The sequence below is a fragment of the Flavivirga rizhaonensis genome (assembly GCF_004791695.1).
Lineage (GTDB): Bacteria > Bacteroidota > Bacteroidia > Flavobacteriales > Flavobacteriaceae > Flavivirga > Flavivirga rizhaonensis.
Genome location: NZ_SRSO01000027.1, coordinates 36,503 through 57,693, shown reverse-complemented (window position 1 = coordinate 57,693; position 21,191 = coordinate 36,503). Strand labels below are relative to the sequence as shown.

Annotated in this window: 15 protein-coding genes and 1 other RNA gene; 6 read left to right on the top strand and 10 right to left on the bottom strand. The window is 32.5% G+C overall.

Annotated features, from left to right (window positions below; genetic code table 11):
• Position 1: 1 nt before the first annotated feature.
• Together EM932_RS16840 and EM932_RS16835 are read right to left on the bottom strand one after the other, a co-directional pair.
• Complete coding sequence (locus EM932_RS16840) at positions 2–7,084, bottom strand: gliding motility-associated C-terminal domain-containing protein (protein ID WP_211344308.1); 7,083 nt, start codon at positions 7,082–7,084, stop codon at positions 2–4.
• 79 nt (positions 7,085–7,163) lie between these two features.
• Entirely contained in the window at positions 7,164–7,631 is a 468-nt protein-coding gene (locus tag EM932_RS16835) for a hypothetical protein (RefSeq protein WP_135878372.1), read from the bottom strand.
• Positions 7,632–8,176: 545 nt separating this feature from the next.
• Here EM932_RS16835 and EM932_RS16830 point away from each other — a divergent pair.
• The 4 genes from EM932_RS16830 (at position 8,177) to EM932_RS16815 (ending at position 12,443) form a co-directional block, all read left to right on the top strand.
• Positions 8,177–8,662, top strand: coding sequence for a SixA phosphatase family protein (locus EM932_RS16830; RefSeq protein WP_135878371.1), 486 nt, complete (start codon positions 8,177–8,179; stop codon positions 8,660–8,662).
• Between the two features lie 178 nt (positions 8,663–8,840).
• Positions 8,841–10,907, top strand: a complete 2,067-nt coding sequence (gene ppk1 / locus EM932_RS16825; protein ID WP_135878370.1) for a polyphosphate kinase 1 — start codon at positions 8,841–8,843, stop codon at positions 10,905–10,907.
• Between the two features lies 1 nt (position 10,908).
• Positions 10,909–11,814 (top strand): Ppx/GppA phosphatase family protein, encoded by a 906-nt coding sequence (locus EM932_RS16820; RefSeq protein ID WP_135878369.1) that lies wholly within the window; start codon positions 10,909–10,911, stop codon positions 11,812–11,814.
• A 101-nt stretch (positions 11,815–11,915) separates the two neighbouring features.
• Positions 11,916–12,443 (top strand): porin family protein, encoded by a 528-nt coding sequence (locus EM932_RS16815; protein WP_135878368.1) that lies wholly within the window; start codon positions 11,916–11,918, stop codon positions 12,441–12,443.
• On the opposite strand, the gene miaE is transcribed toward EM932_RS16815, so the two are convergent.
• From miaE to dnaX, 3 genes are read right to left on the bottom strand one after another with little or no spacing between them, the layout of a single operon-like run.
• A complete protein-coding gene (gene miaE, locus EM932_RS16810; protein WP_135878367.1) occupies positions 12,440–13,021 on the bottom strand; it encodes a tRNA-(ms[2]io[6]A)-hydroxylase in 582 nt (193 codons plus the stop codon). The genes EM932_RS16815 and miaE overlap by 4 nt on opposite strands.
• Positions 13,022–13,023: 2 nt before the next feature.
• Positions 13,024–13,593: a hypothetical protein gene (locus tag EM932_RS16805; RefSeq protein WP_135878366.1), complete on the bottom strand. Its 570-nt coding sequence runs from the start codon at positions 13,591–13,593 to the stop codon at positions 13,024–13,026.
• 10 nt (positions 13,594–13,603) lie between these two features.
• Positions 13,604–15,337 carry a DNA polymerase III subunit gamma/tau gene (gene dnaX, locus EM932_RS16800; RefSeq protein WP_135878365.1) on the bottom strand — a complete coding sequence of 578 codons (1,734 nt, stop codon included), beginning with the start codon at positions 15,335–15,337 and terminating at the stop codon, positions 13,604–13,606.
• A 227-nt stretch (positions 15,338–15,564) separates the two neighbouring features.
• Between dnaX and rnpB the strand changes: the two genes are divergently transcribed.
• An RNA gene (gene rnpB / locus EM932_RS16795) (RNase P RNA component class A) lies at positions 15,565–15,915 on the top strand.
• A gap of 71 nt (positions 15,916–15,986) precedes the next feature.
• Here rnpB and EM932_RS16790 read toward each other — a convergent pair.
• The 5 genes from EM932_RS16790 to EM932_RS16770 form a co-directional block, all read right to left on the bottom strand.
• A complete protein-coding gene (locus EM932_RS16790; protein WP_135878364.1) occupies positions 15,987–16,733 on the bottom strand; it encodes a hypothetical protein in 747 nt (248 codons plus the stop codon).
• 30 nt (positions 16,734–16,763) lie between these two features.
• The gene (locus EM932_RS16785) at positions 16,764–17,276 is read right to left on the bottom strand and encodes a nuclear transport factor 2 family protein (RefSeq protein WP_135878363.1); all 513 of its coding nucleotides are present in this window, start codon (positions 17,274–17,276) and stop codon (positions 16,764–16,766) included.
• A gap of 166 nt (positions 17,277–17,442) precedes the next feature.
• Positions 17,443–17,982 carry a 16S rRNA (guanine(966)-N(2))-methyltransferase RsmD gene (gene rsmD / locus EM932_RS16780; protein ID WP_135878362.1) on the bottom strand — a complete coding sequence of 180 codons (540 nt, stop codon included), beginning with the start codon at positions 17,980–17,982 and terminating at the stop codon, positions 17,443–17,445.
• The gene (locus tag EM932_RS16775; RefSeq protein ID WP_135878361.1) at positions 17,982–18,803 is read right to left on the bottom strand and encodes a DUF3822 family protein; all 822 of its coding nucleotides are present in this window, start codon (positions 18,801–18,803) and stop codon (positions 17,982–17,984) included. The genes rsmD and EM932_RS16775 overlap by 1 nt, the downstream gene beginning before the upstream one ends.
• Positions 18,787–19,524 carry a hypothetical protein gene (locus EM932_RS16770; protein ID WP_211344307.1) on the bottom strand — a complete coding sequence of 246 codons (738 nt, stop codon included), beginning with the start codon at positions 19,522–19,524 and terminating at the stop codon, positions 18,787–18,789. The genes EM932_RS16775 and EM932_RS16770 overlap by 17 nt, the downstream gene beginning before the upstream one ends.
• A 120-nt stretch (positions 19,525–19,644) precedes the next feature.
• Between EM932_RS16770 and EM932_RS16765 the strand changes: the two genes are divergently transcribed.
• Entirely contained in the window at positions 19,645–21,072 is a 1,428-nt protein-coding gene (locus tag EM932_RS16765; protein ID WP_135878360.1) for an ATP-dependent DNA helicase, read from the top strand.
• Positions 21,073–21,191 lie beyond the last annotated feature (119 nt).

Genomic DNA, 21,191 nt, shown 5'->3' with positions numbered 1-21,191 from the left:
TTTATTTGGTTCCTAAGTAAACAGGTCCTGTAATAGGATTCAATCCACTATCTTTTAAGGTTATTATATAATAATATGTTCCATTTGGTACTTTACCAGCATTTCCAATGGATGATTTATGGGCAGTACCTTCCCAACTGCCTGATGGAGGCTTATTATATCTATCCACTCCTTTTATAAGTGGGTAGGCATTAGATTCGAAGACTAAAGCACCCCAACGATTAAATATTTTTACTTCAGCAGTAAATCCACATAATTCAATCCCCGAGATATAGAAAAAGTCATTTCTATCATCACCATTAGGAGTGACAGCTTTTGAAATCGTTATATCATTCTCGCCACAAGGTAATACCACGCAATCTGCATGTACATTCATAATAACTTCAGTAATGCTTATACAGCCATTATCTGTAGTTGTATATCTGAACCTGTAATCAATTCCACCACTTTCTGGTAAGAAGTCTGCGCTTAATTCAAGGTTTGAGGGATCAAATATGCTGCCATTTAATGTTGCAACAGGATCACCTTCCAATAATTCCCAAGTACCATTTGTATTGAGGTCACTAGGCAACAAATTATTCATATTAATGGCACCTTCATCATAACACCAATCTGGTGCAGATAAATCTGTAATAATTTCGTCAAGTGCTACTTGAAGTGTTTGAGTGTAAGTCTCTTCATTATTACATTCATCTCTTACTATCCAGGTTCTAACAATTTCATAATCAGCAAATACATTTTCCTCATATGAGTTTGTTTCATTGAATGCAACTGTAATATTGGTTGAACAGTTGTCTGTAAAAGTTAATTCTGGTGCGTCTGGTATATCGGTACAACTAACGTTTAAAACCTCTTCAAAAGTTGATTCAGGGACAGGAGCTTTAGTATCTTGAACTGTTATCACTTGTGTGTAAGTCGTTTTTAAACCACTTTCATCTGTAGCTGTCCATGTACGAGTAATTGTATAATTATTTGGGCAAAGACCAATAGATGTTTCATCTACAACATTAATAGAAACATCACCTCCACAATTATCTGTAGCTTTTAACTCTTCTGGATTTGGTATTGCATCACATTCTACAGTTATACTAGGTAGGGGAAGTGTTGCTTGTTCAAAAACAGGAGGCGTTTTGTCCTCAACTATAATTGTTTGAACATGAGTATTTGTTCTGCCGCATTCGTCAATAGCTATATAACTACGTCTAATAGTAAAGTTGTTATCAGAACTTCCATCAATTCTTTCATCTACAACATCAACAGAAGCATCTCCACAATTATCTGTAGCATCTAAATCTTCTGGAACTGGAATATCACTAATACATTCTATTGCTATATTTCCAGGAAGTGTTGTTTGAACAAATTCTGGAGCAGTAGTATCAGATACAGATATTTCTTGATCAGCACTTATTTTGTTTCCGCATGCATCTTCAGCTGTCCACGTACGAATAATTTTAAAAGTACCAGGACATGATCCTTCAGCTGTAACATCAATAGAGGTTATGGATGGATTTGCATCACAGTTATCTGTAGCTGTAGCTGAACCAAAAGCTATTGGAGACAAATCGTCACTACATTCTGCGGTTTGATTAGCTGGTAATGTAAGTACAGGGGGTGTATTATCTGTAACTGTAACAGTTTGAGTATGTGTTGTAGCAATCCCACAAATATTAGTTGCCGTCCAAGTTCTTAAAAGGGAATATCTATTTGGACAATCACCATCGGTTCTTACTTCAGTAAAAACGACATTGATATTACCGCAAGAATTTGTGGCTGTAAGTATTTCTGCTGGAGTTAACAAATCACATTCTACTGTTAAATCAGCAGGCAATGTGGTTTGATCAAAAACAGCGGATGTTGGTGGTGTAAATGTATAGGTTGCGGTTTGGGTTGTTGTTTCACATAAATCTTCTATAGTCCAAGTAATGGTAATTGCTCCTCCAGTACAAAAGTCAATAGATTGATTAAGAAAATTACTAGTCACTATTGGAGAACACCCTCCAAGTATACTACTATTAATAGCAGCAGTTTGACCAGAAACCCATGCAGCTATATCTGAATCTAAATTAGCTTGAGAAACAACAAGGTCTGTTGTACCAAATTCACATGCATCAGAAGAGTCATCTGAAGGGTTTGTGTATGTAATTGCCGTTGGCGTAGTTAAATTATAAGTTGCTGTAGGCGTTAAAGTTTCACAAATATCATCAATGGTCCATGTGACTGTAATACTGCCACCAGTACATAAATCGATAGATTGATTCGTGAAATCATTGCTTACAGTAGGTGATCCTCCAGATAGACTACCTGTAATTACAGCAGTTTGAGCAGTAACCCAAGCAGCAATGTCAGCATCAAGATTAGCTTGAGCGACCGCAGGATCATCATTGTCAAAATCACAAGAATTAGCTGTGTTTCCAGATGGATTAGTGAAACTGATTCCATCTGGTTGAGTAAATGTATAATTAGCTGATACATTAATAGTTTGACAAAGATCTGTAATTGTCCAAGTAATTGTTATTGAACCTGAATTACAAAATGTAATAGATTGATTTGTAAAATCACTTGTAACAACAGGATCACATCCGTTAGTAATACTTCCATCAATAATAGCCGTTTGAGCAGCAACCCATGCAGCAATATCAGCATCAAGATTAGCTTGAGCGACAGTAGAATCTGGATCATCAAATTCTGCAGCTATTGAAGAATCATTAGCAGGATTGGTAAATGAGATATCTGTTGGTGCTGTTAAATTAAAATCAGCAGTAATAGTATTAATGGTCTGACAAAGGTCAGTAATCGTCCAAGTAACCGTTGCTGTACCACCATCACATAATAGAGGAGCAGACACTAAGTTACTGTTATTAGAAAGAACAGGCGTACAACCATTGGTAGGACTAATGGCAGCAGATTGAGCGATCACCCAATTGTCAAATGCCGTATTTACCTCATTTTGATCATCAAAATCACAAGATTGAACGTTGCTATCTGCAGGGTTCGTAAACGAGATTGCAGTTGGCACAGTCAAATTAAAATCAGCAGTAATATTAATAGTTTGACAAAGGTCCGTGATCGTCCAAGTAACCGTTGTTGTGCCACCATCACATAAGACTGGCGCAGTAACTAAGTTACTATTATTAGAAAGAACAGGCGTACAACCATTGACGGGAGCAATAGCAGCAGATTGAGCGATCACCCAATTGTCAAATGCTGTATTTACCTCATTTTGATCAACAAAATCACAAGATTGTACGTTGTTATCTGCAGGATTTGTAAGCGAGATTACAGTCGGTGCTGTTAAATTAAAATCAGCAGTAATATTAATAGTTTGACAAAGGTCCGTGATCGTCCACGTAACTGTCGTCGTGCCGCCATCACATAATAGAGGAGCGGACACTGAAGCACTGTTATTAGAAAGGACGGGTGAACAGCCATTAGAAATAGTAATAGCAGCAGATTGAGCGATCACCCAATTGTCAAATGCTGTATTTACCTCTGTTTGATCAGCAAAATCACAAGATTGTACGTTGTTATCTGCAGGATTTGTATATGTAACAACTGTAGGCGTAGTTAATGAATACGTAGCTGTAGGCGTTATAGTTTCACAAATATCATCAATAGTCCAAGTAACCGTAAGACTGCCACCAGTACATAAGTCAATAGATTGATTCGTGAAATCATTGCTTACAGCTGGTGATCCTCCAGATAGACTACCTGTAATTACAGCAGTTTGAGCAGTAACCCAAGCAGCAATGTCAGCATCAAGATTAGCTTGAGCGACCGCAGGATCATCATTGTCAAAATCACAAGAATTAGCTGTGTTTCCAGATGGATTAGTGAAACTGATTCCATCTGGTTGAGTAAATGTATAATTAGCTGATACATTAATAGTTTGACAAAGATCTGTAATTGTCCAAGTAATTGTTATTGAACCTGAATTACAAAATGTAATAGATTGATTTGTAAAATCACTTGTAACAACAGGATCACATCCGTTAGTAATACTTCCATCAATAATAGCCGTTTGAGCAGCAACCCATGCAGCAATATCAGCATCAAGATTAGCTTGAGCGACAGTAGAATCTGGATCATCAAATTCTGCAGCTATTGAAGAATCATTAGCAGGATTGGTAAATGAGATATCTGTTGGTGCTGTTAAATTAAAATCAGCAGTAATAGTATTAATGGTCTGACAAAGGTCAGTAATCGTCCAAGTAACCGTTGCTGTACCACCATCACATAATAGAGGAGCAGACACTAAGTTACTGTTATTAGAAAGAACAGGCGTACAACCATTGGTAGGACTAATGGCAGCAGATTGAGCGATCACCCAATTGTCAAATGCCGTATTTACCTCATTTTGATCATCAAAATCACAAGATTGAACGTTGCTATCTGCAGGGTTCGTAAACGAGATTGCAGTTGGCACAGTCAAATTAAAATCAGCAGTAATATTAATAATTTGACAAAGGTCCGTGATCGTCCAAGTAACCGTTGTTGTGCCACCATCACATAAGACTGGCGCAGTAACTAAGTTACTATTATTAGAAAGAACAGGCGTACAACCATTGACGGGAGCAATAGCAGCAGATTGAGCGATCACCCAATTATCAAATGCTGTATTTACCTCATTTTGATCAACAAAATCACAAGATTGAACATTGTTATCTACAGGATTCGTAAACGAGATTGCAGTCGGTGCTGTTAAATTAAAATCAGCAGTAATGTTGATGGTTTCACAAAGATCCGTAATCGTCCACGTAACCGTTGTTGTGCCACCATCACATAAGACTGGCGCAGTAACTAAGCTACTATTATTAGAAAGAACAGGCGTACAACCATTGACAGGAGCAATAGCAGCAGATTGAGCGATCACCCAATTGTCAAATGCTGTATTTACCTCTGTTTGATCAACAAAATCACAAGATTGTACATTGTTATCTGTAGGGTTTGTAAAAGAAATTGCTACAGGAGTAACATTAATAATTTGAGAAGCTGTAGTTGAGTTACCACAAGCATCCGTAATAGTGTACGTTCTGGTAACAATAACCGGGCATGTACCAGTAGCGCTATCAGAACTCGTCACCTGAAGGTTGGCATCATCAGTACAATCCTCTATAGTAAGGCCTAAAGCTTCAAGTGCCGCCACCGTACTGACAGGGGCAGTGGCATCAGCTGCAGAGCATCCCTCAACTGTAGATTCTAAAATTGTTCCAGAAACTAAAGGATCCATTGTATCAACAATAGTAATAACTTGTACATAATCACCAATAGTAACACCACAAGCATCAGTGAAATTCCACGTATTAGTATATGTCCCACTACTAGGACAAGTTGGATTAGGAACAAATGCTCCAGGTGTTTTTGTTAATGTTAAGTTACATTTGTTTGTAACTGGTTCTAAAGCTTGTGCAGTAGTTAAACCTGCAACGTCACTACATTCAATAGTTGTATCTAAGCCATTAATAGGTGTTTGCCAAGATATAGTAGGCTGTATTACGTCAATAACTATTGGGTCTAATATTCCCACTCCACAATCATCTAGATTTGCAGAACTTACTACAGATTGAGGACTAGGATCTTGAGTCCCAGTGTAGGAAGCTTCTAATTGTAAGTTAAATTGAAGGTCGCAACTGGTTTCTAAAAAATAACACTCATCTCTAATTTCTAAATCAAAATCAACATTTACAGCTGCAGCTCCAGCATTAGCAACACCATCAGCAACAAAAAACTCTAATAAGTTAGTTCCTGTATTATAGTTATAAGTAATTCCGGTGGGAAGCGCAGGGCTTATAGGTTCTATTAATGTTACCTGTGGAGGAAGTGTTGTAGAAATTTCTAAACTTTTGGCATCGTCATTTCCTTTGTTTTCAACAGTAAAACTAGCTCCAAAACTTGCACTTGGATTTAGAGAAGTTGTAGGTGTATCTAGTGTTAAATGAATAGGACCTAAATTTGGAGACCAAACATCTATAGATAAACCCAATAAAAACAATCCATATGTTTCCTTGTTAGATGCTAATCTAAATGTCGCGGAAGTTTGATTATTATTAATAATTGTATTATCAGGGTTTGATAATTGAAAAATCGCAGCATCAAAACCTAAAGTATTTGTACTAGCAGGGATTCTATCTGTGAAATTTGCATTATCAATTGTAATTTTACTATTAAAAAAGTTATTAGTATCTCTAATTGGACTTGTTGGTGATGTCGATAAGTCCACAAAAGTATTAGATACGTTTTCAATTTGTAATCTATCTCCATCTAGTCCTAGATCTCCTTCTAAAGCCCCAATAAGAATATTAGCATTTACGTCACCAGTTGGTACTGTTTGAAAACCATTAAAATCAATATTATAGCTACCCTGTCCATTTACAACATGCCCATATCCATCAAAAATTGAAATATTCTTTAATGGTAATAAAGGGCTTTCATATACAAATACTATTTGCCACCCACCAGAGACACCAGTAGGTAAATTATTGTTATGATCATTTAAACTACCTATTTTCCCTTCAACATTTGCAACTTGATAGCTACCATAAGGACTTATACTATTGTCAATTAAGTTGACTACAGAACTTGTAATGTCTTTTACACAGATATATGGATCGTTACTAAAATGTCCATTGTGAGGCGCTCCAATATGATCTTCTCGACCTCTATATATTACTTCATCTGCGGTATATGTAGTATATGCTGTTTCCGATGGAAGCATAAGTTTTATATCATTATAATTCCAATCAGGTTGATTTTCAGAATTTGGATCTAACTCATTTGGTTCTTGATCTGCAGCAGCCCAATACAATAATACTTTTTTTATTGTTAAACAACTTGTGGTGGGAGCGGGATTAACAAAATTAGCACTACTTGAATTGAATGTCGTATCGTCAGTATCAATATCAACATATACAAGGTTAGAAAATTGGTCATTATCGTTTCCTCCATTATAATTACCAGTAGCCGTCGTAGAAATCATATTATTTGCGATAATAGTGAAATCTCCATTTACAGCCTCATTAAAACGAGGGGCAAAAGCCTTTTTTAATTGGGCTTGGGTAAAAGCACTTATCAATAGGAAAACTATCAATATTATTTTGTGATAGTTTATATGTTTAGTAAAGATTTTCATAAGCCTTTAATTAACTAATTAATATTTTTTATAAATTTTAGTGTCTTAAAATGTTTGGGTTCGGAATAAAAGCTCTTATTATGACATATTTTCCGATTGTTTCATTATCCAATAGGTGTGTAGCTATTTTAAAACATTTCGATGTTCCCATTTCTGTATTGTTGTGACGTGTGATTTTAACATAAAACTCAATCGATTCATTTGGGTTTAAAATCATTTGATCAATCTTTTTGCTTAATGTTTTATTATAGATTTCAACAGTTAAGCTAGAGGAGATTTTTTCATTAACTGAAACGTCTTTATTACTATCTACATGACCAATTTTATTCCTAACAACATCGTCATACTCAGTTTTACAGATTATCTCTTGACTTGAAATATTATAATTCATCACTTTATTTGAATTATTAGTGAGAGATAGAAGATGTAAATGTTCAATATTAGCATCTGGTTTATCGCTATAATTAATTATATTTAAATCAAATGCATCCTGTTGTGCGTTCATACATAATGAAAAGCAGCACAATAATAGAAAAGAGTAAAGAGTTAAAATCAATTTATTTTTCATGATTTAGTAAAATTATTTTGTTTTAAACTATATATAATAAACACCAAAGTGTCGAAATAGTCACATTCAGGTATTAGCGTTAATTATTAATAAAAAAGTTTTCGAGGGAAAAAACTGTGAGGGAAAAACATTGTTTAACAATGTTGTAATTTTATATGATATTGGATTCAGGTTCATAACTTTATAATGTTTAAGTAGGTGCTACAAAAGAACACATATGCAACAATCTGTTCAAAAATAAATGGTAAATCACTTATAAATTCGTTTAAAAGCTTTTGAGAATCCTTTGATCGGTATAATAAGTTTTTTATCGGTTTCTGAGTGTTTTTCTACTATTAATACACCTTAAGCTTTAATTGTTTTAACACATAATAACAGCTCTATGTATACTAATTTTAACTAATTTTGAAGAGTAAATAAATTGAGTTTCATCGATGAAAAAACTATTTCCATTGATGAAAATTCTCACTTAATCAATTTTTATGAAAAAATTAATTATAGTAAGACATGCTAAATCTTCGTGGAAACACAATGTAATAGATCATGAAAGACCGCTTAATGAAAGAGGTTTTAAAGACGCTAATTTAGTTTCAGAGAACTTAAAAGGAAGCGGTTTAAAGGTTGATTTAGTTTTGTCAAGCGATGCTATGCGTGCAAAAACAACAGCGAATATTTTTACATCTAATCTAAATATTGATGAAAGTATTGTTCGCTTAAATCATGATTTATATGATTTTTCTGGAAGTCATCTTATTGAAGTTATTAAATCATGTGATGATTCTGTTGATGCCCTCATGATTTTTGGACATAATCATGCTATTACAGCTTTTGTAAATACTTATGGTAGCAGTAGAATAGATAATGTTCCTACTAGTGGAGTGGTTGTTATAGAATTTGATATTGTAAATTGGAAAAGTTTAAATCAAGGGAAGACCATACAAACTTTATTTCCTAGAGATTTAAAATAGTATTGTTTATATAACTTTTGGGGCAAGTGTACAAGTGCATTCCTTTAAAGCATTTTTAGTAGCAATGTAACGATTTACCGTTTAAAAAATCTTACCATTTCGTAATGTTTTTTACTAATAATATTAAGCTTAAATAGAATATATTTGCGTATCTATTCTAAACCATTAATTATTTTAAATGACGAAACCAGAATTACAAGATAATAATTACGTAAACAGAGAAATAAGTTGGTTGCAGTTTAATGCTCGGGTTTTACAAGAAGCATCGGATGAAAAAAATGTACCATTAATTGAACGTTTGAGGTTTCTAGGTATTTTTTCTAATAACCTAGATGAATTTTTTAAGGTTAGATATGCCACGGTTAAGCGTATAGTGGATGCTGGAAAAGGTGGAAAGAATGCCTTGGGAGGGATTAAAGCCAAAGAGTTATTGGAAATTATAACACAAATTGTAATTAAGCAGCAGAGCAAAAGTTTAGAAATATTAAGTACCATTCATCAAAGGTTAGAGGACGAAAACATTTACATCATTGATGAAACTCAAATTGATAAAGCGCAGCATGACTTTATAAAGAAATACTTTTTAACACATGTTAGCTCTGCTTTAGTGACCATTATTTTGAACGATTCTATCGTTCTACCTAATTTAAAAGATAGTGGAGCCTATTTAGCGGTTAGGATGGTAATGTCTAATGATGAAAGACAGTTTGCTTTAATAGAAATACCAAAAACCTTTAATAGGTTTGTTGAATTGCCAAAAGAAGGAGAAAAGAGTTACCTTATAATGATTGATGATTTACTTCGTCATTGCTTAAGTGATATTTTCAATATTTTCGATTATAAGAGCATTTCTGCTCATATGATTAAAATTACTCGTGATGGGGAATTGGATTTTGAGAGTGATTTAAGTAAAAGTTTCATAGAGAAAATATCAGATAGTGTTAAACACAGACAAATTGGGGAACCTGTTCGTTTCGTATATGATAAAACAATAGATAAAGAAACTTTAGAGTATTTAATGACTAAAATGGGAATTGATGATACAGATAGCATTATTCCCGGAGGTAGATATCATAACAGAAGAGATTACATGGGGTTTCCTAGCTTAGGAAGAAACGACCTGCTTTACGATAAAATTGAAGCTTTACCTATTAAAGGGCTTAGTTTAGAAGCTAGTATTTTTGAAGCTATTAAGCAAAAAGATTATTTGCTTCAGGCGCCTTATCAAACTTTTTCCTATGTTGTTAAGTTTTTACGAGAGGCAGCTTTAGATCCGAATGTGAAAACGATAAAGATTACTATTTATCGTTTAGCTCAAATCTCCCATATAGCGAGTTCACTTATTAATGCAGCTGTAAATGGTAAGTCTGTTACAGTATCTATAGAGTTACGAGCCAGATTTGATGAACAAGCAAATATTGATTATGCACAGCAGATGGAAGATGAAGGTGTTAATTTAGTGTTCGGAGTGGCGGGTTTAAAAGTACACAGTAAAATGTGTGTTATAGAACGTGAAGAAGGAAAAAAGCTAAAACGATATGGGTTTATAAGTACAGGGAATTTTAACGAATCTACTGCAAAAATTTATACAGATTATACCTTGTTTACCTCAGACCAGCGTATTTTAAAAGATGTTAATAAAATTTTTAGTTTCTTTGAGACCAATTATAAAATTTTCACTTATAAACATTTAATAACATCACCTCATTACACTCAAAAAGCAATTTTTAAGCTAATAGACGCTGAAATTGAAAGTGCTAAAAATGGAGATCTGGGTTGTATAAGATTAAAAATGAACAGTATTTCCAGTTATAAAATGATTGATAAGCTTTACGAAGCAAGTAGAGCAGGTGTGAAAATTCAAATGATAGTTAGGGGGATTTGTTGTTTAATTCCTGGAATAAAAGGGATGAGTGAGAATATTGAAGTTATTAGTGTTGTAGATAAGTTTTTAGAACATTCCAGAGTGTATATATTTGGTAATAATGGCAACTCCAAAATTTATATTTCTTCTGCAGATTGGATGACAAGAAATATTGATAATAGAGTAGAAGTGAGCTGTCCTATTTATGATGAAGATATTAAACAAGAAATTATTGAGACGTTTAATATTAGCTGGAGCGATAATGTTAAAGCAAGATTATTAGGAGAGTCACAAGAGAATAATTATAGAATAAATGATAACGAAAAGGTAAGGTCTCAATTTGCTATGTATGATTATTATTTAAAAAAGTTGGAGGGGTAGTATGCTAAATATAAAGAAATTCGCAGCTATAGATATTGGTTCTAATGCTGTAAGGTTACTTATTTCAAATATAATTGAACAAAAGGGAAAACCTGTGCAATTCAAGAAAAATTCATTAGTTCGTGTACCCATACGTTTAGGAGGAGATGTGTTTATAGAAAATAAAATTTCTAAGGAAAACACGCAACGCATTGTTGATACAATGGTTGCATTTAAATTGTTGATGAAATCTCATAAGGTAGTAAAATATAAAGCCTGTGCTACTTCTGCAATGCGAGAATCAAAAAATGGTAAAGAAGTGGTCGATTTAGTTTTAAAAGAATCAGGAATAAGTATAGATGTCATTAAAGGTAAGGAAGAAGCCGCCATTATAGCAGCAACCGATCTACATAAGTATATTGATAATAACAAAACCTATCTATATGTTGATGTAGGTGGAGGTAGTACAGAATTTACAGTAATACACAGAGGAAAACAAATTGCATCAAAGTCTTTTAAAATAGGTACAGTTAGACTTCTTAATGATATTGTTAAAAAAGAATCATGGATAGAGTTAGAAGCGTGGATTGGTAGGCATGCAAAATCTTACCACAAAATTGAAGTTATTGGTTCTGGAGGAAATATTAATAAAATCTTTAAAATATCTGGTAAAGCTATCGGTAAACCACTTACTTATTTCTATTTATCTTCATACTATAAGACATTACAAAGCTATTCTTACGAAGAGCGTATTACAGAATTAGACTTAAATCAAGATAGGGCAGATGTTATTATTCCTGCTATGCGAATTTATCTTTCTTCAATGAAATGGAGTGGAGCAAAAAACATTTATGTGCCAAAAATTGGTTTGGCTGATGGTATAATTAAAAGTATTTATTATGATACCGTTTCTAGCAATACACAGTAAAATTGTGCACTTCACCTTTTATAGTTGTCATTTTTTAATTTTATAATATATATTCGTACCCAGTATAATTGCTTAAAATTATATCCCAAACCTAATTTATTATGAAAAAAATTTTACTATTAGCAATCCTATTTAGTTTTTCAATTTATGGCTTTTCTCAAGATGTAAAATATGGTGTTAGAGGAGGTCTTAATATTTCAAACTTAGATTTCGATAATACTACTGGTGTAATTAACAAACACAGGAATAGTATATATATTGGTTTTTTTGCGAACATCGGTCTGTCTAAAATAATCTCTGTAATGCCAGAAATACAATTTTCTGCTGAAGGAGCAAAAGCAGAACCTTTACATTTGGATTATATACAAGCACCAATTTTCTTAAAGTTTAGATTAAGTGAAAAAATTCATATAGGAGCTGGACCACAGGTTGGACTTAAAGTACACAAAGAAGAAGATGGTGTTAAGAACTTTGCTTATTCTGGTGTTGCCGGTATAGAATATAAAATCAATTATGCAATATTTGCAGATGTACGATATACATATGGTTTCTCTAATATTTTTGACGACGATTTATTAGTTGAAGCCAAAAACTCGAATATACAAATAGGTATAGGTTATAAGTTTTAACCGTGTATAGCTTCTGTATTGCCTAGATTAGACATAATTTCCGCTTCATATTCAAGAAGTTGTTGCCATTTGGCATCAACTTCTTTTTTATTTCCATATTTACGGGCAAAACCTAAAAACATAGTGTAATGATTTGCTTCGCTAACCATTAAATTCCTGTAAAAGGTAGCCAATTCTTTGTCTTGAAGCGCTTCTGAAAGTAATCTGAAACGTTCACAGCTTCTTGCTTCAATTAATGCAGCATAAAGCAAACGATGTACTAGTTGCGTAGTTCTGCTACCTCCTTTAGGGAAGAATCTTACAAGCTGAATTACATAATCGTCGCGTCTATCACGCCCAAGAACCCATCCTCGTTCAATAATTTTATCATGAACCATTTTAAAATGGCTCATTTCTTCTTTTACCAAAGCTGTCATTTCTTGTACCAATTCAGTGTATTCTGGAAAGCTTACAATAAGTGAAATGGCTGTACTTGTTGCTTTTTGTTCACAAAAAGCATGGTCTGTAAGTATTTCTTCAATATTTTTTTCTACAATGTTTACCCATCGTGGATCTGTTGGAAGTTTAAGTCCTAGCATTATTAAATAGTATTAGAAAAAATATTTATTTCTTCAATTTGAATGGTTCCAAATTCATCAATTTTAAGAGTGAAATCTTTGCATTTATCTGTATTTGGAACACAAAAAGAAGTATTTAAGCAAAGTGTGTTTTTATTAGAGGCCTCTTGATCTACCCATATGAATTGCATAACGGCACTTGCCCAAAATGAAGAGTTCTCAAACTCATAAAAAAGTCTTTTGCTAATTAAGCTTTTGTTGATAATAACATTGTCTTTTGATACAAGAAGTTGGGCTTCAAAATTTTTGTGATGAATTTTGGCTATAGAGTCATTTTTCAATTTTCTAGATTCTAAAACAAAATCATTTTCTAAAGAATGATAGCTCATTTTGATCTTAAATCCATTGCTTAAAATAGTATCTGTTTTAATTTCAGTATATGTTTCTGGAACAAACTTTATTTCTTCAGTAAAGAATTCTAAAAGTTTATTTTCTTTTAAAACTTCCGCGTTAGTTTTGTATTTCCTTTCTCTACCATTGCAACTTGTTAAGGTTATAATAGAAGTTAAAATAATAAAAAGTAATATTCTCATTTTAAGTTATTTATATATCTAAATCGAAAGTTTTTCTTAATATGTCAATATTAGGATTTTTCTCTTTTAATTTTTCAAACTTCTCTGCAGTAGTATAAGCATATTTTTTTTCCATGACTTCGTTTATACTAATTGATAAGCTAATGTCATAGTTGTTTAAAGACTTTCTAATATAAGACAAAAGATCATATTGGTTACGTTCTACTTCAACCTTATTTGTAGCGTTTGGAAACTCTAAATAAACTGTTGTTTCTTTAACTTTTGGAGCATCTATAGAGAGTATTGAAGCCAAATTATGTTTCCCTTTATCTCTTATTATTTCGATATAGGTATTCCAAGCATTTACAAGTTCCTTCTCAGTAAAACTTTCCTTAGGTAAATCTTCTTCTTCTATAACAACATCCATTTGTTTAATAAGATGTTCTTTTTTAGCTCTTATGCTATTTAAAGAAAGACCAGAGGTGCGTTTGGTTTCTTTTTTTAAAATAATTGTTGGAGGTTCATTAACCTGAAAAGCTTTTACCTTATTAGAGTATGCTAATTCTGTTTTAGCATTATCTTCTTTTGAATTGTCGGTAACTGAATTGTTTTGTTCTTGTTTTGGCATTTCTACTGGAATAGGAGTAATGCCTTTCTTTTTAAAGTAAGAAGCTGGAATTATGTAATGTCTGCTATTTTTTTTTTCTCCATCAAAAGTGATAGAGGCAAGCTGCATTAAACATAACTCGATAAGTAAGCGCTGATTTTTACTGGTTTTGTATTTGAGATCACAATCGTTTGCTAGGTTTATGCCTTGGAGGAGGAACTCTTGCGAAGCTTTTTTAGATTGTTCTAAGTATTTAGCCTTGGTTTGCTCTCCCACTTCTAGCAATTCAATGGTTTCAGGAGTTTTACTTACTAATAGATCTCTAAAATGAGATGCTAATCCAGAGATATAATGATGTCCATCAAACCCTTTGGACAGTGTATTATTGAATTGTAGTAACAATTCTGGAATCTTATTTTCTAAAATTAAATCTGTACTTGTAAAATAGGTTTCGTAGTCAAGTACATTTAAATTCTCCGTAACTGCTTGCCTGGTCAGGTTTTTACCCGAAAAACTTACTACTCTATCAAAAATAGATAAGGCGTCTCGCATAGCACCATCTGCTTTTTGAGCTATAATATGTAGCGCGTCATCATCTGCAGTTACACCTTGTTCTTCTGCAATAAATTTTAAATATTCTTTAGCATCTTTTACGGTAATGCGTTTAAAATCGAAAATCTGACAACGCGATAAAATAGTTGGAATTATTTTATGTTTTTCAGTAGTTGCTAAAATAAAAATACAGTGTTTGGGCGGTTCTTCCAACGTTTTAAGAAACGCATTAAAAGCAGCTTGAGAGAGCATATGTACCTCATCAATAATGTAAACTTTGTATTTTCCAACCTGAGGTGGTATACGAACCTGGTCTGTTAAACTCCTAATATCATCAACAGAATTGTTTGAAGCTGCATCTAGTTCAAAAATATTAAATGCAAAATCTTCATCATTTGTTTCGGTACCATCACTATTAATCATTTTAGCGAGAATACGCGCACAAGTTGTTTTACCTACACCACGAGGTCCTGTAAAGAGTAAAGCTTGAGCTAAATGGTTATTGTCTATTGCATTCAACAAAGTATTTGTAATAGCCTGTTGCCCCACAACATCTTTAAATGTTTGTGGTCTGTATTTTCTGGCTGATACTACAAAGTGTTCCAATTTACCTGTATTTAACTTGTTTTAATACCTAGCATTTATTTGATGCTGATTTTAATGTTTAACAAAGTTAAAAATTCAACTTAAAATTAAAGATAAAGCGTATAAAATTTAAAACGAGTTATTAACAAATTTCAAAAATAAGTCTACAAAACAAAAGTATTTTAAAGTAAATGAATAGTTCTGTTTATTTTTTGATATTTAAAACTTCTTTATTGTAATTTTGCGCATAAGTAGATTGCCTTATCGCTCTTGTGCTGAATTTGTTTCAACACATGGGAGGAAAGTCCGAACACCATAGTGCAACATAGTGGTTAATTACCACCAGTCGTGAGGCTAGGAAAAGTGCAACAGAAAGTATGTACAGGTTATGCTGTAGTGAAATCAGGTAAACTCTATGTGGTGCAATGTCATGTAAACCAGTGTTTGAGGGCTGCACGCTCGATGCTGGAGGGTAGGCAGCTAAAGTATATTGGTAACAATATACTCAGATAAATGATAAGGTATTCTTGTGTTTGTTTTAGGAGATTCTGAAACAAGGTCAGGATGAACAGAATTCGGCTTATAGATTTACTTGAATACAAATAAACCCTTCTTATAATTAAGAAGGGTTTAACATTAAAAATAATTGGTTAGTAATAAATATATTAGATTATTTGGGAGAATAGGATAAATCTGGTCTCATTTCTCCGCTATATTCTTCCATTCTGGATATATGGTTTAATACTTTACTAAACGTTTCCCAACGATCCGGACCTAAAACGTCTTCATTAGCCTTGGCTTGTGTTGCTCCATCTACTTCATCTTTAGCAGCAACAGATACCAGATAATAGTTTTCCATGGCTCCAAATCCATTTCTATATATACGGTAATAACTTGTGGATCCTTTGCTTGCAAATAGTTCTTTTACGGCTTTCATGCCTTCTTTTACCTTTTTGGCATTTTTGGGTGCATAGTACATATAAAACCATTTGCGGTAGTTTTTTCCTTCTATTGCTTCTTTGGAGCCGTCTGGCATATAGCTAAGTTCTTCATCATGTACCACAATGTAAGAGCCATGCGAATTGTAGCATTTATCATAACGTTCAAACATTTCTCCAAATTTATCTCCCATTGCCTTTGCCATATCTGCCATTGGACGTTTATCTAATTCAGCAAAGTTTTCAATAGGAGTGATATAAAAATATCTAAAATCATTAGATACTGCCGTTACCCATTCGGTTTGTAAATTATGCTCTACAGAGGCAGCATGGAATTCTTTAGCAATTTTCTCATATTCCATCATTTTTGACGGTTTTACATTGTCTTGGTGTACCAAGAACATTTGTTGTGCTTGAGATAGGTTATATGTTAAACATAAAATGAATGCTAGAGTTAAAGTTGTTTTTAGTATTTTCATAAATTTAATATTTGGTTAGTTAGTCAATTTTTATTCTTTTTCAGCTTCAGCTTTGGCTTTCGCAGTTGCTATGGCAGCAAATTCTTGGTTCATTGCCGTACCATCAAAGTAAATATGTTCTTCTATAATTTGTCCTTTATCGAATCGTACAGCTAAATGTACTGGTATCAATAATTCTTTATTATTTGCTGCAAATGTACCTTTGTGTAAAGCCCAATAATAAACCCAGGTTTCATCATCTTTATCTAATACCATTTCTACATATTCTTTATCATGATTAAAACCGTAGGTCGACATAGCGTTAGTCATAGCCTTTAAGTCTTTTAGTCTTTCTTCTTTTGTTAAAGGTTTAATAGAATTAACAAATATTTTTGCAGTATCTGCAAAATGGCTTTTCCATGTGTCCCAGTCACCGGTTTCATAGGCTTTAATGCCGGCTTTTAACGTTTCAATTTCAGTAGATTCAGCAAAGTAACGCTGTGGTTTTTTTTCGCAGGCAATAAAAATAATCACTGTAAATAGTAGTAAAAGAAGTTTTTTCATTTCGTTTATGGTTTTAAAGTTAGTACTCAAATTAAGCCATAAGCAACTGTGGGAAAAGATATGCTTTTAGACTCTTAATATAGTAGGGTGTAGAGTCTGGGATTTTAAAGAATAGAATCTAAAGTACTGAAAAAAAAGGAATTAACAAAAAAGGGAATGCGCTGGTTTAGGCTATTTCAAAAAAACTAAATATATTACCACCATAACTTTTAGAATAATTATAATGATTTAGATTAGATAAATCTGTGTGTTTGGAGTGTTCAATAATTAGAATACCGTTTTCTAATAACATGTTGTTTTTAAAAACCAATTCCGGTATTTTAGAAAATTGTTCTTCTGAAAAATTATAAGGAGGGTCTGCAAATATAACATCAGTTTGTAAACTAGACTTTTCTAAAAATTTAAAAACGTCACTTTTTATAGTATTTATAGGCATTTCAAAAGCTTCAGCAGTTTGATTTATAAACTTAATACAGCCATAATCTTGATCTACACAAGTAATGTTTTGGGTACCTCTTGATACAAATTCATAACTTATATTACCAGTGCCAGCAAACAAATCTAAAACAGAGATCTCATCAAAATAAAACAGATTATTTAAAATATTGAATAAGGATTCTTTAGCCATATCCGTTGTTGGTCTCACCGGTAAATTTTTAGGTGCAACAATTTTTCTACTTTTATAAATACCAGAAATAATACGCATTAAAAACTTTTTATTAAAGTGAAATCTGAATGATTATACTTTGGATTTTCATTATATGTATAGTTATCATTTCGATCACCAAAACCTATATTTCTTATATACTTATATGCAATTTGATATACATCATCGCTTTCTTTTATGTCACCAATAAAAATTAAATTTAACGTTTCAGGATTTAAATTTAATTGCTCTGCAGTAAATAAAACATAATATATAAAGTCTTCTTTTGTAGTGTATTCAAATGTATTGTATAGTAATAACTTACCTTTTTCTATAATTACTATTTCAAAATGATTTTTGCTAATGTTTAAATATGCTCTAGGGGTATTGGTGTTTTTCTCAATCTGTAAAATTTCTTCAATTAGGATAGTAGAAACATGTTTAAAAGTAAAAGCCCCAAATTTGTCATATATAAAATTATTAATATTTATATATGGAACATAGACATTTACACTATCATTTAATACAATATCATCGTAGGTAATAAAATCCGATTTAAGAATTTTAGAATTAAATTTTAAATAATCAGCTAAACTGTCTTCTTCAAATAATGGCTTAGGCACTAGTGTGGATAATTCATTATCATGAATCACACAGATATTATTAAATGATTCCTGTAAATGTGATTCTGTGTTGAAGATATTTTTACAATGATCTAAAAGCTCTAAAGGCGTTAGTCTTTTGTTAAAATCGAAGTGTTTTAAGACAGAAATATTATTGGAATCTTTCTGCAGTATAGAAAAAGAAAGTCCACTCAAACTTATTTGAATGGACAATTCTAGATTAGTTAGTTTATTAGTGTTTTTATTTAGCTGCGTCATAATTTGTCGGCCAATTCCCGACAGTTTTAACTTCGTCCATAGAACCTACTACTAATTGATCTCCATTTACGCCATCAACTGAAACAATTTGGTTTTCTTGCATAAGAAGATCCTTGTTTTGGTCGAATAAAATAACATCTTTTTTAACAGAAGCTTCAAAAACAGGTATCTGTATATCGTTTTGTGCTAAATATCCAGCTTGTAATTTAAATCTAGCTCCTTCTTTACCTACAGGGACATTCATCATGGATTTGTAACGATCAGAAGATTTAAATAATGAATCTTTAACAGAAACAAAACCTAAAGTATCAATTAGAACAATTTCTTTATACGTATCAACTCCATATAATTTGGTTAACTCTTTATCTATAATAGAAGAATCTCTACGTTGTGTAATGGTATATTGAGCGGTGTCTATAAACTTAATTAAGTTTTCGAAATTACCAGAAAACTTACCTGTTACTTGTTTATGAGCAATTTGAGCATCTCTAATTTCTATTAAACTTGTAATAACTTCTTTATAACGTTTGTTTTTAAGTTTGTTAAATTGAATAGGCTCATAAATGGACATATATGTTTGATAGCCTAGATAACCAATTAATAACCAAAGTACAATTGTTAAAACAGGTTTAAGTTTTGAAGGTATAAATTTGTCAACTAGCTTTACCAAGCCAATTGTAAGCAATATCACTGCTACTGCGATAAGAATAAATGTCAACATAAGATGTTCTATTAATTAAAAGTCTTTTCGCAAATCTACAATTTTTTTTTAACCGTAAAAACCTAAGAGAGTAAAAATCATTTCTATCTTTGAATAATTTTTAATTTGTCGAAACTTTAGATGACGTCATCCGAATTTTATTCCCTTATAAACCAGCAGTTCCCGTTTAAACCTACGTTAAAGCAAAATATTGTTCTGCAACAGCTTTCAGAGTTTATTTTTAACAAAGCACCAAATCTACTTTATGTGTTAAAAGGTTACGCAGGTACAGGAAAGACTACAATTGTAGGGATTATTGTGACTAATTTATGGAAAGCTAAAAAAAGTGCTGTTTTAATGGCTCCAACTGGTAGAGCTGCTAAAGTTATTTCTAATTATTCGGGAAAAGAAGCATTTACCATTCATAAAAAAATATACTTTCCTAAGAAAGAAAAGGGTGGAGGTGTTAGATTTGTGTTACAACCCAATAAGCATAAAAACACCGTTTTTATAGTTGATGAAGCATCTATGATACCAGATACGCCAGGTGATTCAAAACTTTTTGAAAATGGCTCGTTACTTGATGATTTAATTCAATATGTGTATTCTGGTCATCATTGTAAATTACTTTTAATTGGTGATACAGCTCAATTACCTCCAGTTAAGTTAGATATTAGTCCTGCTTTAAATGAAGACACTCTTAGTCTAAATTATAACAAGGACGTTACCAGAATGGAATTAGACGAAGTTGTGAGGCAAGGGCAGGATTCTGGTATTCTTGCCAATGCGACGGTATTACGTGAAGCCTTATCACATAGCGTTCATGATAGTTTTAAATTTGATTTAGCAGGCTTTAAGGATATTATAAGGTTAATAGATGGGTATGAGATCATGGATGCCATTAACGATGCTTATAGCGATTTAGGCAAGGAAGAAACGGCCATTATAGTGAGAAGTAATAAACGAGCTAATTTGTATAATCAACAAATACGTAATAGAATATTATTTAATGAAAGTGAACTCTCTGCTGGCGATTATTTAATGGTTGTTAAGAATAATTACTTTTGGATTAAGCCAACTACAGAAGCTGGTTTTATTGCAAATGGTGATATCATAGAAGTGCTTGAAATTTTTAGTATTCAGGAGCTTTACGGTTTCCGTTTTGCAGAAGTTAAAATACGTATGGTAGATTATCCAAAAATGAGACCTTTTGAAACGGTTTTACTTTTAGATACTATCGAAGCTGAAACACCATCTTTACCTTACGAAGATTCCAATAAGTTATACCAAGAGGTCATGAAAGATTATGAAAATGAATCTAGTAAGTATAAAAAATTTTTAAAAGTAAAGGGTAATAAACACTTTAATGCACTTCAAGTAAAGTTTTCTTATGCCATTACCTGTCATAAATCGCAAGGTGGACAATGGAGCACCGTTTTCGTTGAACAGCCTTATTTGCCAAATGGTGTTGATAAAGAATATTTACGTTGGTTGTATACCGCAGTAACCAGGGCCAAAGAAAAACTATATCTTATTGGTTTTAAAAATGAATTTTTTGAAGAAGATTAATTTTAGTGGTCAGTAATCAGTGATCAGTGGTCAGTGGTTAGTTGGTAGTATTCAGTTTTAATAGAAACTTTCTTTATTCTATACTTAAGTGACTTTGTGGGATAGCAATTTTTAACGGT

Bases quoted from the DNA above. Each gene is read 5' to 3' on its own strand.
- EM932_RS16835 (WP_135878372.1), bottom strand. From the start codon at position 7,631: ATGAACGCACAACAGGATGCATTTGATTTAAATATAATTAATTATAGC.
- EM932_RS16830 (WP_135878371.1), top strand. From the start codon at position 8,177: ATGAAAAAATTAATTATAGTAAGACATGCTAAATCTTCGTGGAAACAC.
- ppk1 (WP_135878370.1), top strand. From the start codon at position 8,841: ATGACGAAACCAGAATTACAAGATAATAATTACGTAAACAGAGAAATA.
- EM932_RS16820 (WP_135878369.1), top strand. From the start codon at position 10,909: ATGCTAAATATAAAGAAATTCGCAGCTATAGATATTGGTTCTAATGCT.
- EM932_RS16815 (WP_135878368.1), top strand. From the start codon at position 11,916: ATGAAAAAAATTTTACTATTAGCAATCCTATTTAGTTTTTCAATTTAT.
- miaE (WP_135878367.1), bottom strand. From the start codon at position 13,021: ATGCTAGGACTTAAACTTCCAACAGATCCACGATGGGTAAACATTGTA.
- EM932_RS16805 (WP_135878366.1), bottom strand. From the start codon at position 13,593: ATGAGAATATTACTTTTTATTATTTTAACTTCTATTATAACCTTAACA.
- EM932_RS16790 (WP_135878364.1), bottom strand. From the start codon at position 16,733: ATGAAAATACTAAAAACAACTTTAACTCTAGCATTCATTTTATGTTTA.
- EM932_RS16785 (WP_135878363.1), bottom strand. From the start codon at position 17,276: ATGAAAAAACTTCTTTTACTACTATTTACAGTGATTATTTTTATTGCC.
- rsmD (WP_135878362.1), bottom strand. From the start codon at position 17,982: ATGCGTATTATTTCTGGTATTTATAAAAGTAGAAAAATTGTTGCACCT.
- EM932_RS16775 (WP_135878361.1), bottom strand. From the start codon at position 18,803: ATGACGCAGCTAAATAAAAACACTAATAAACTAACTAATCTAGAATTG.
- EM932_RS16770 (WP_211344307.1), bottom strand. From the start codon at position 19,524: ATGTTGACATTTATTCTTATCGCAGTAGCAGTGATATTGCTTACAATT.
- EM932_RS16765 (WP_135878360.1), top strand. From the start codon at position 19,645: ATGACGTCATCCGAATTTTATTCCCTTATAAACCAGCAGTTCCCGTTT.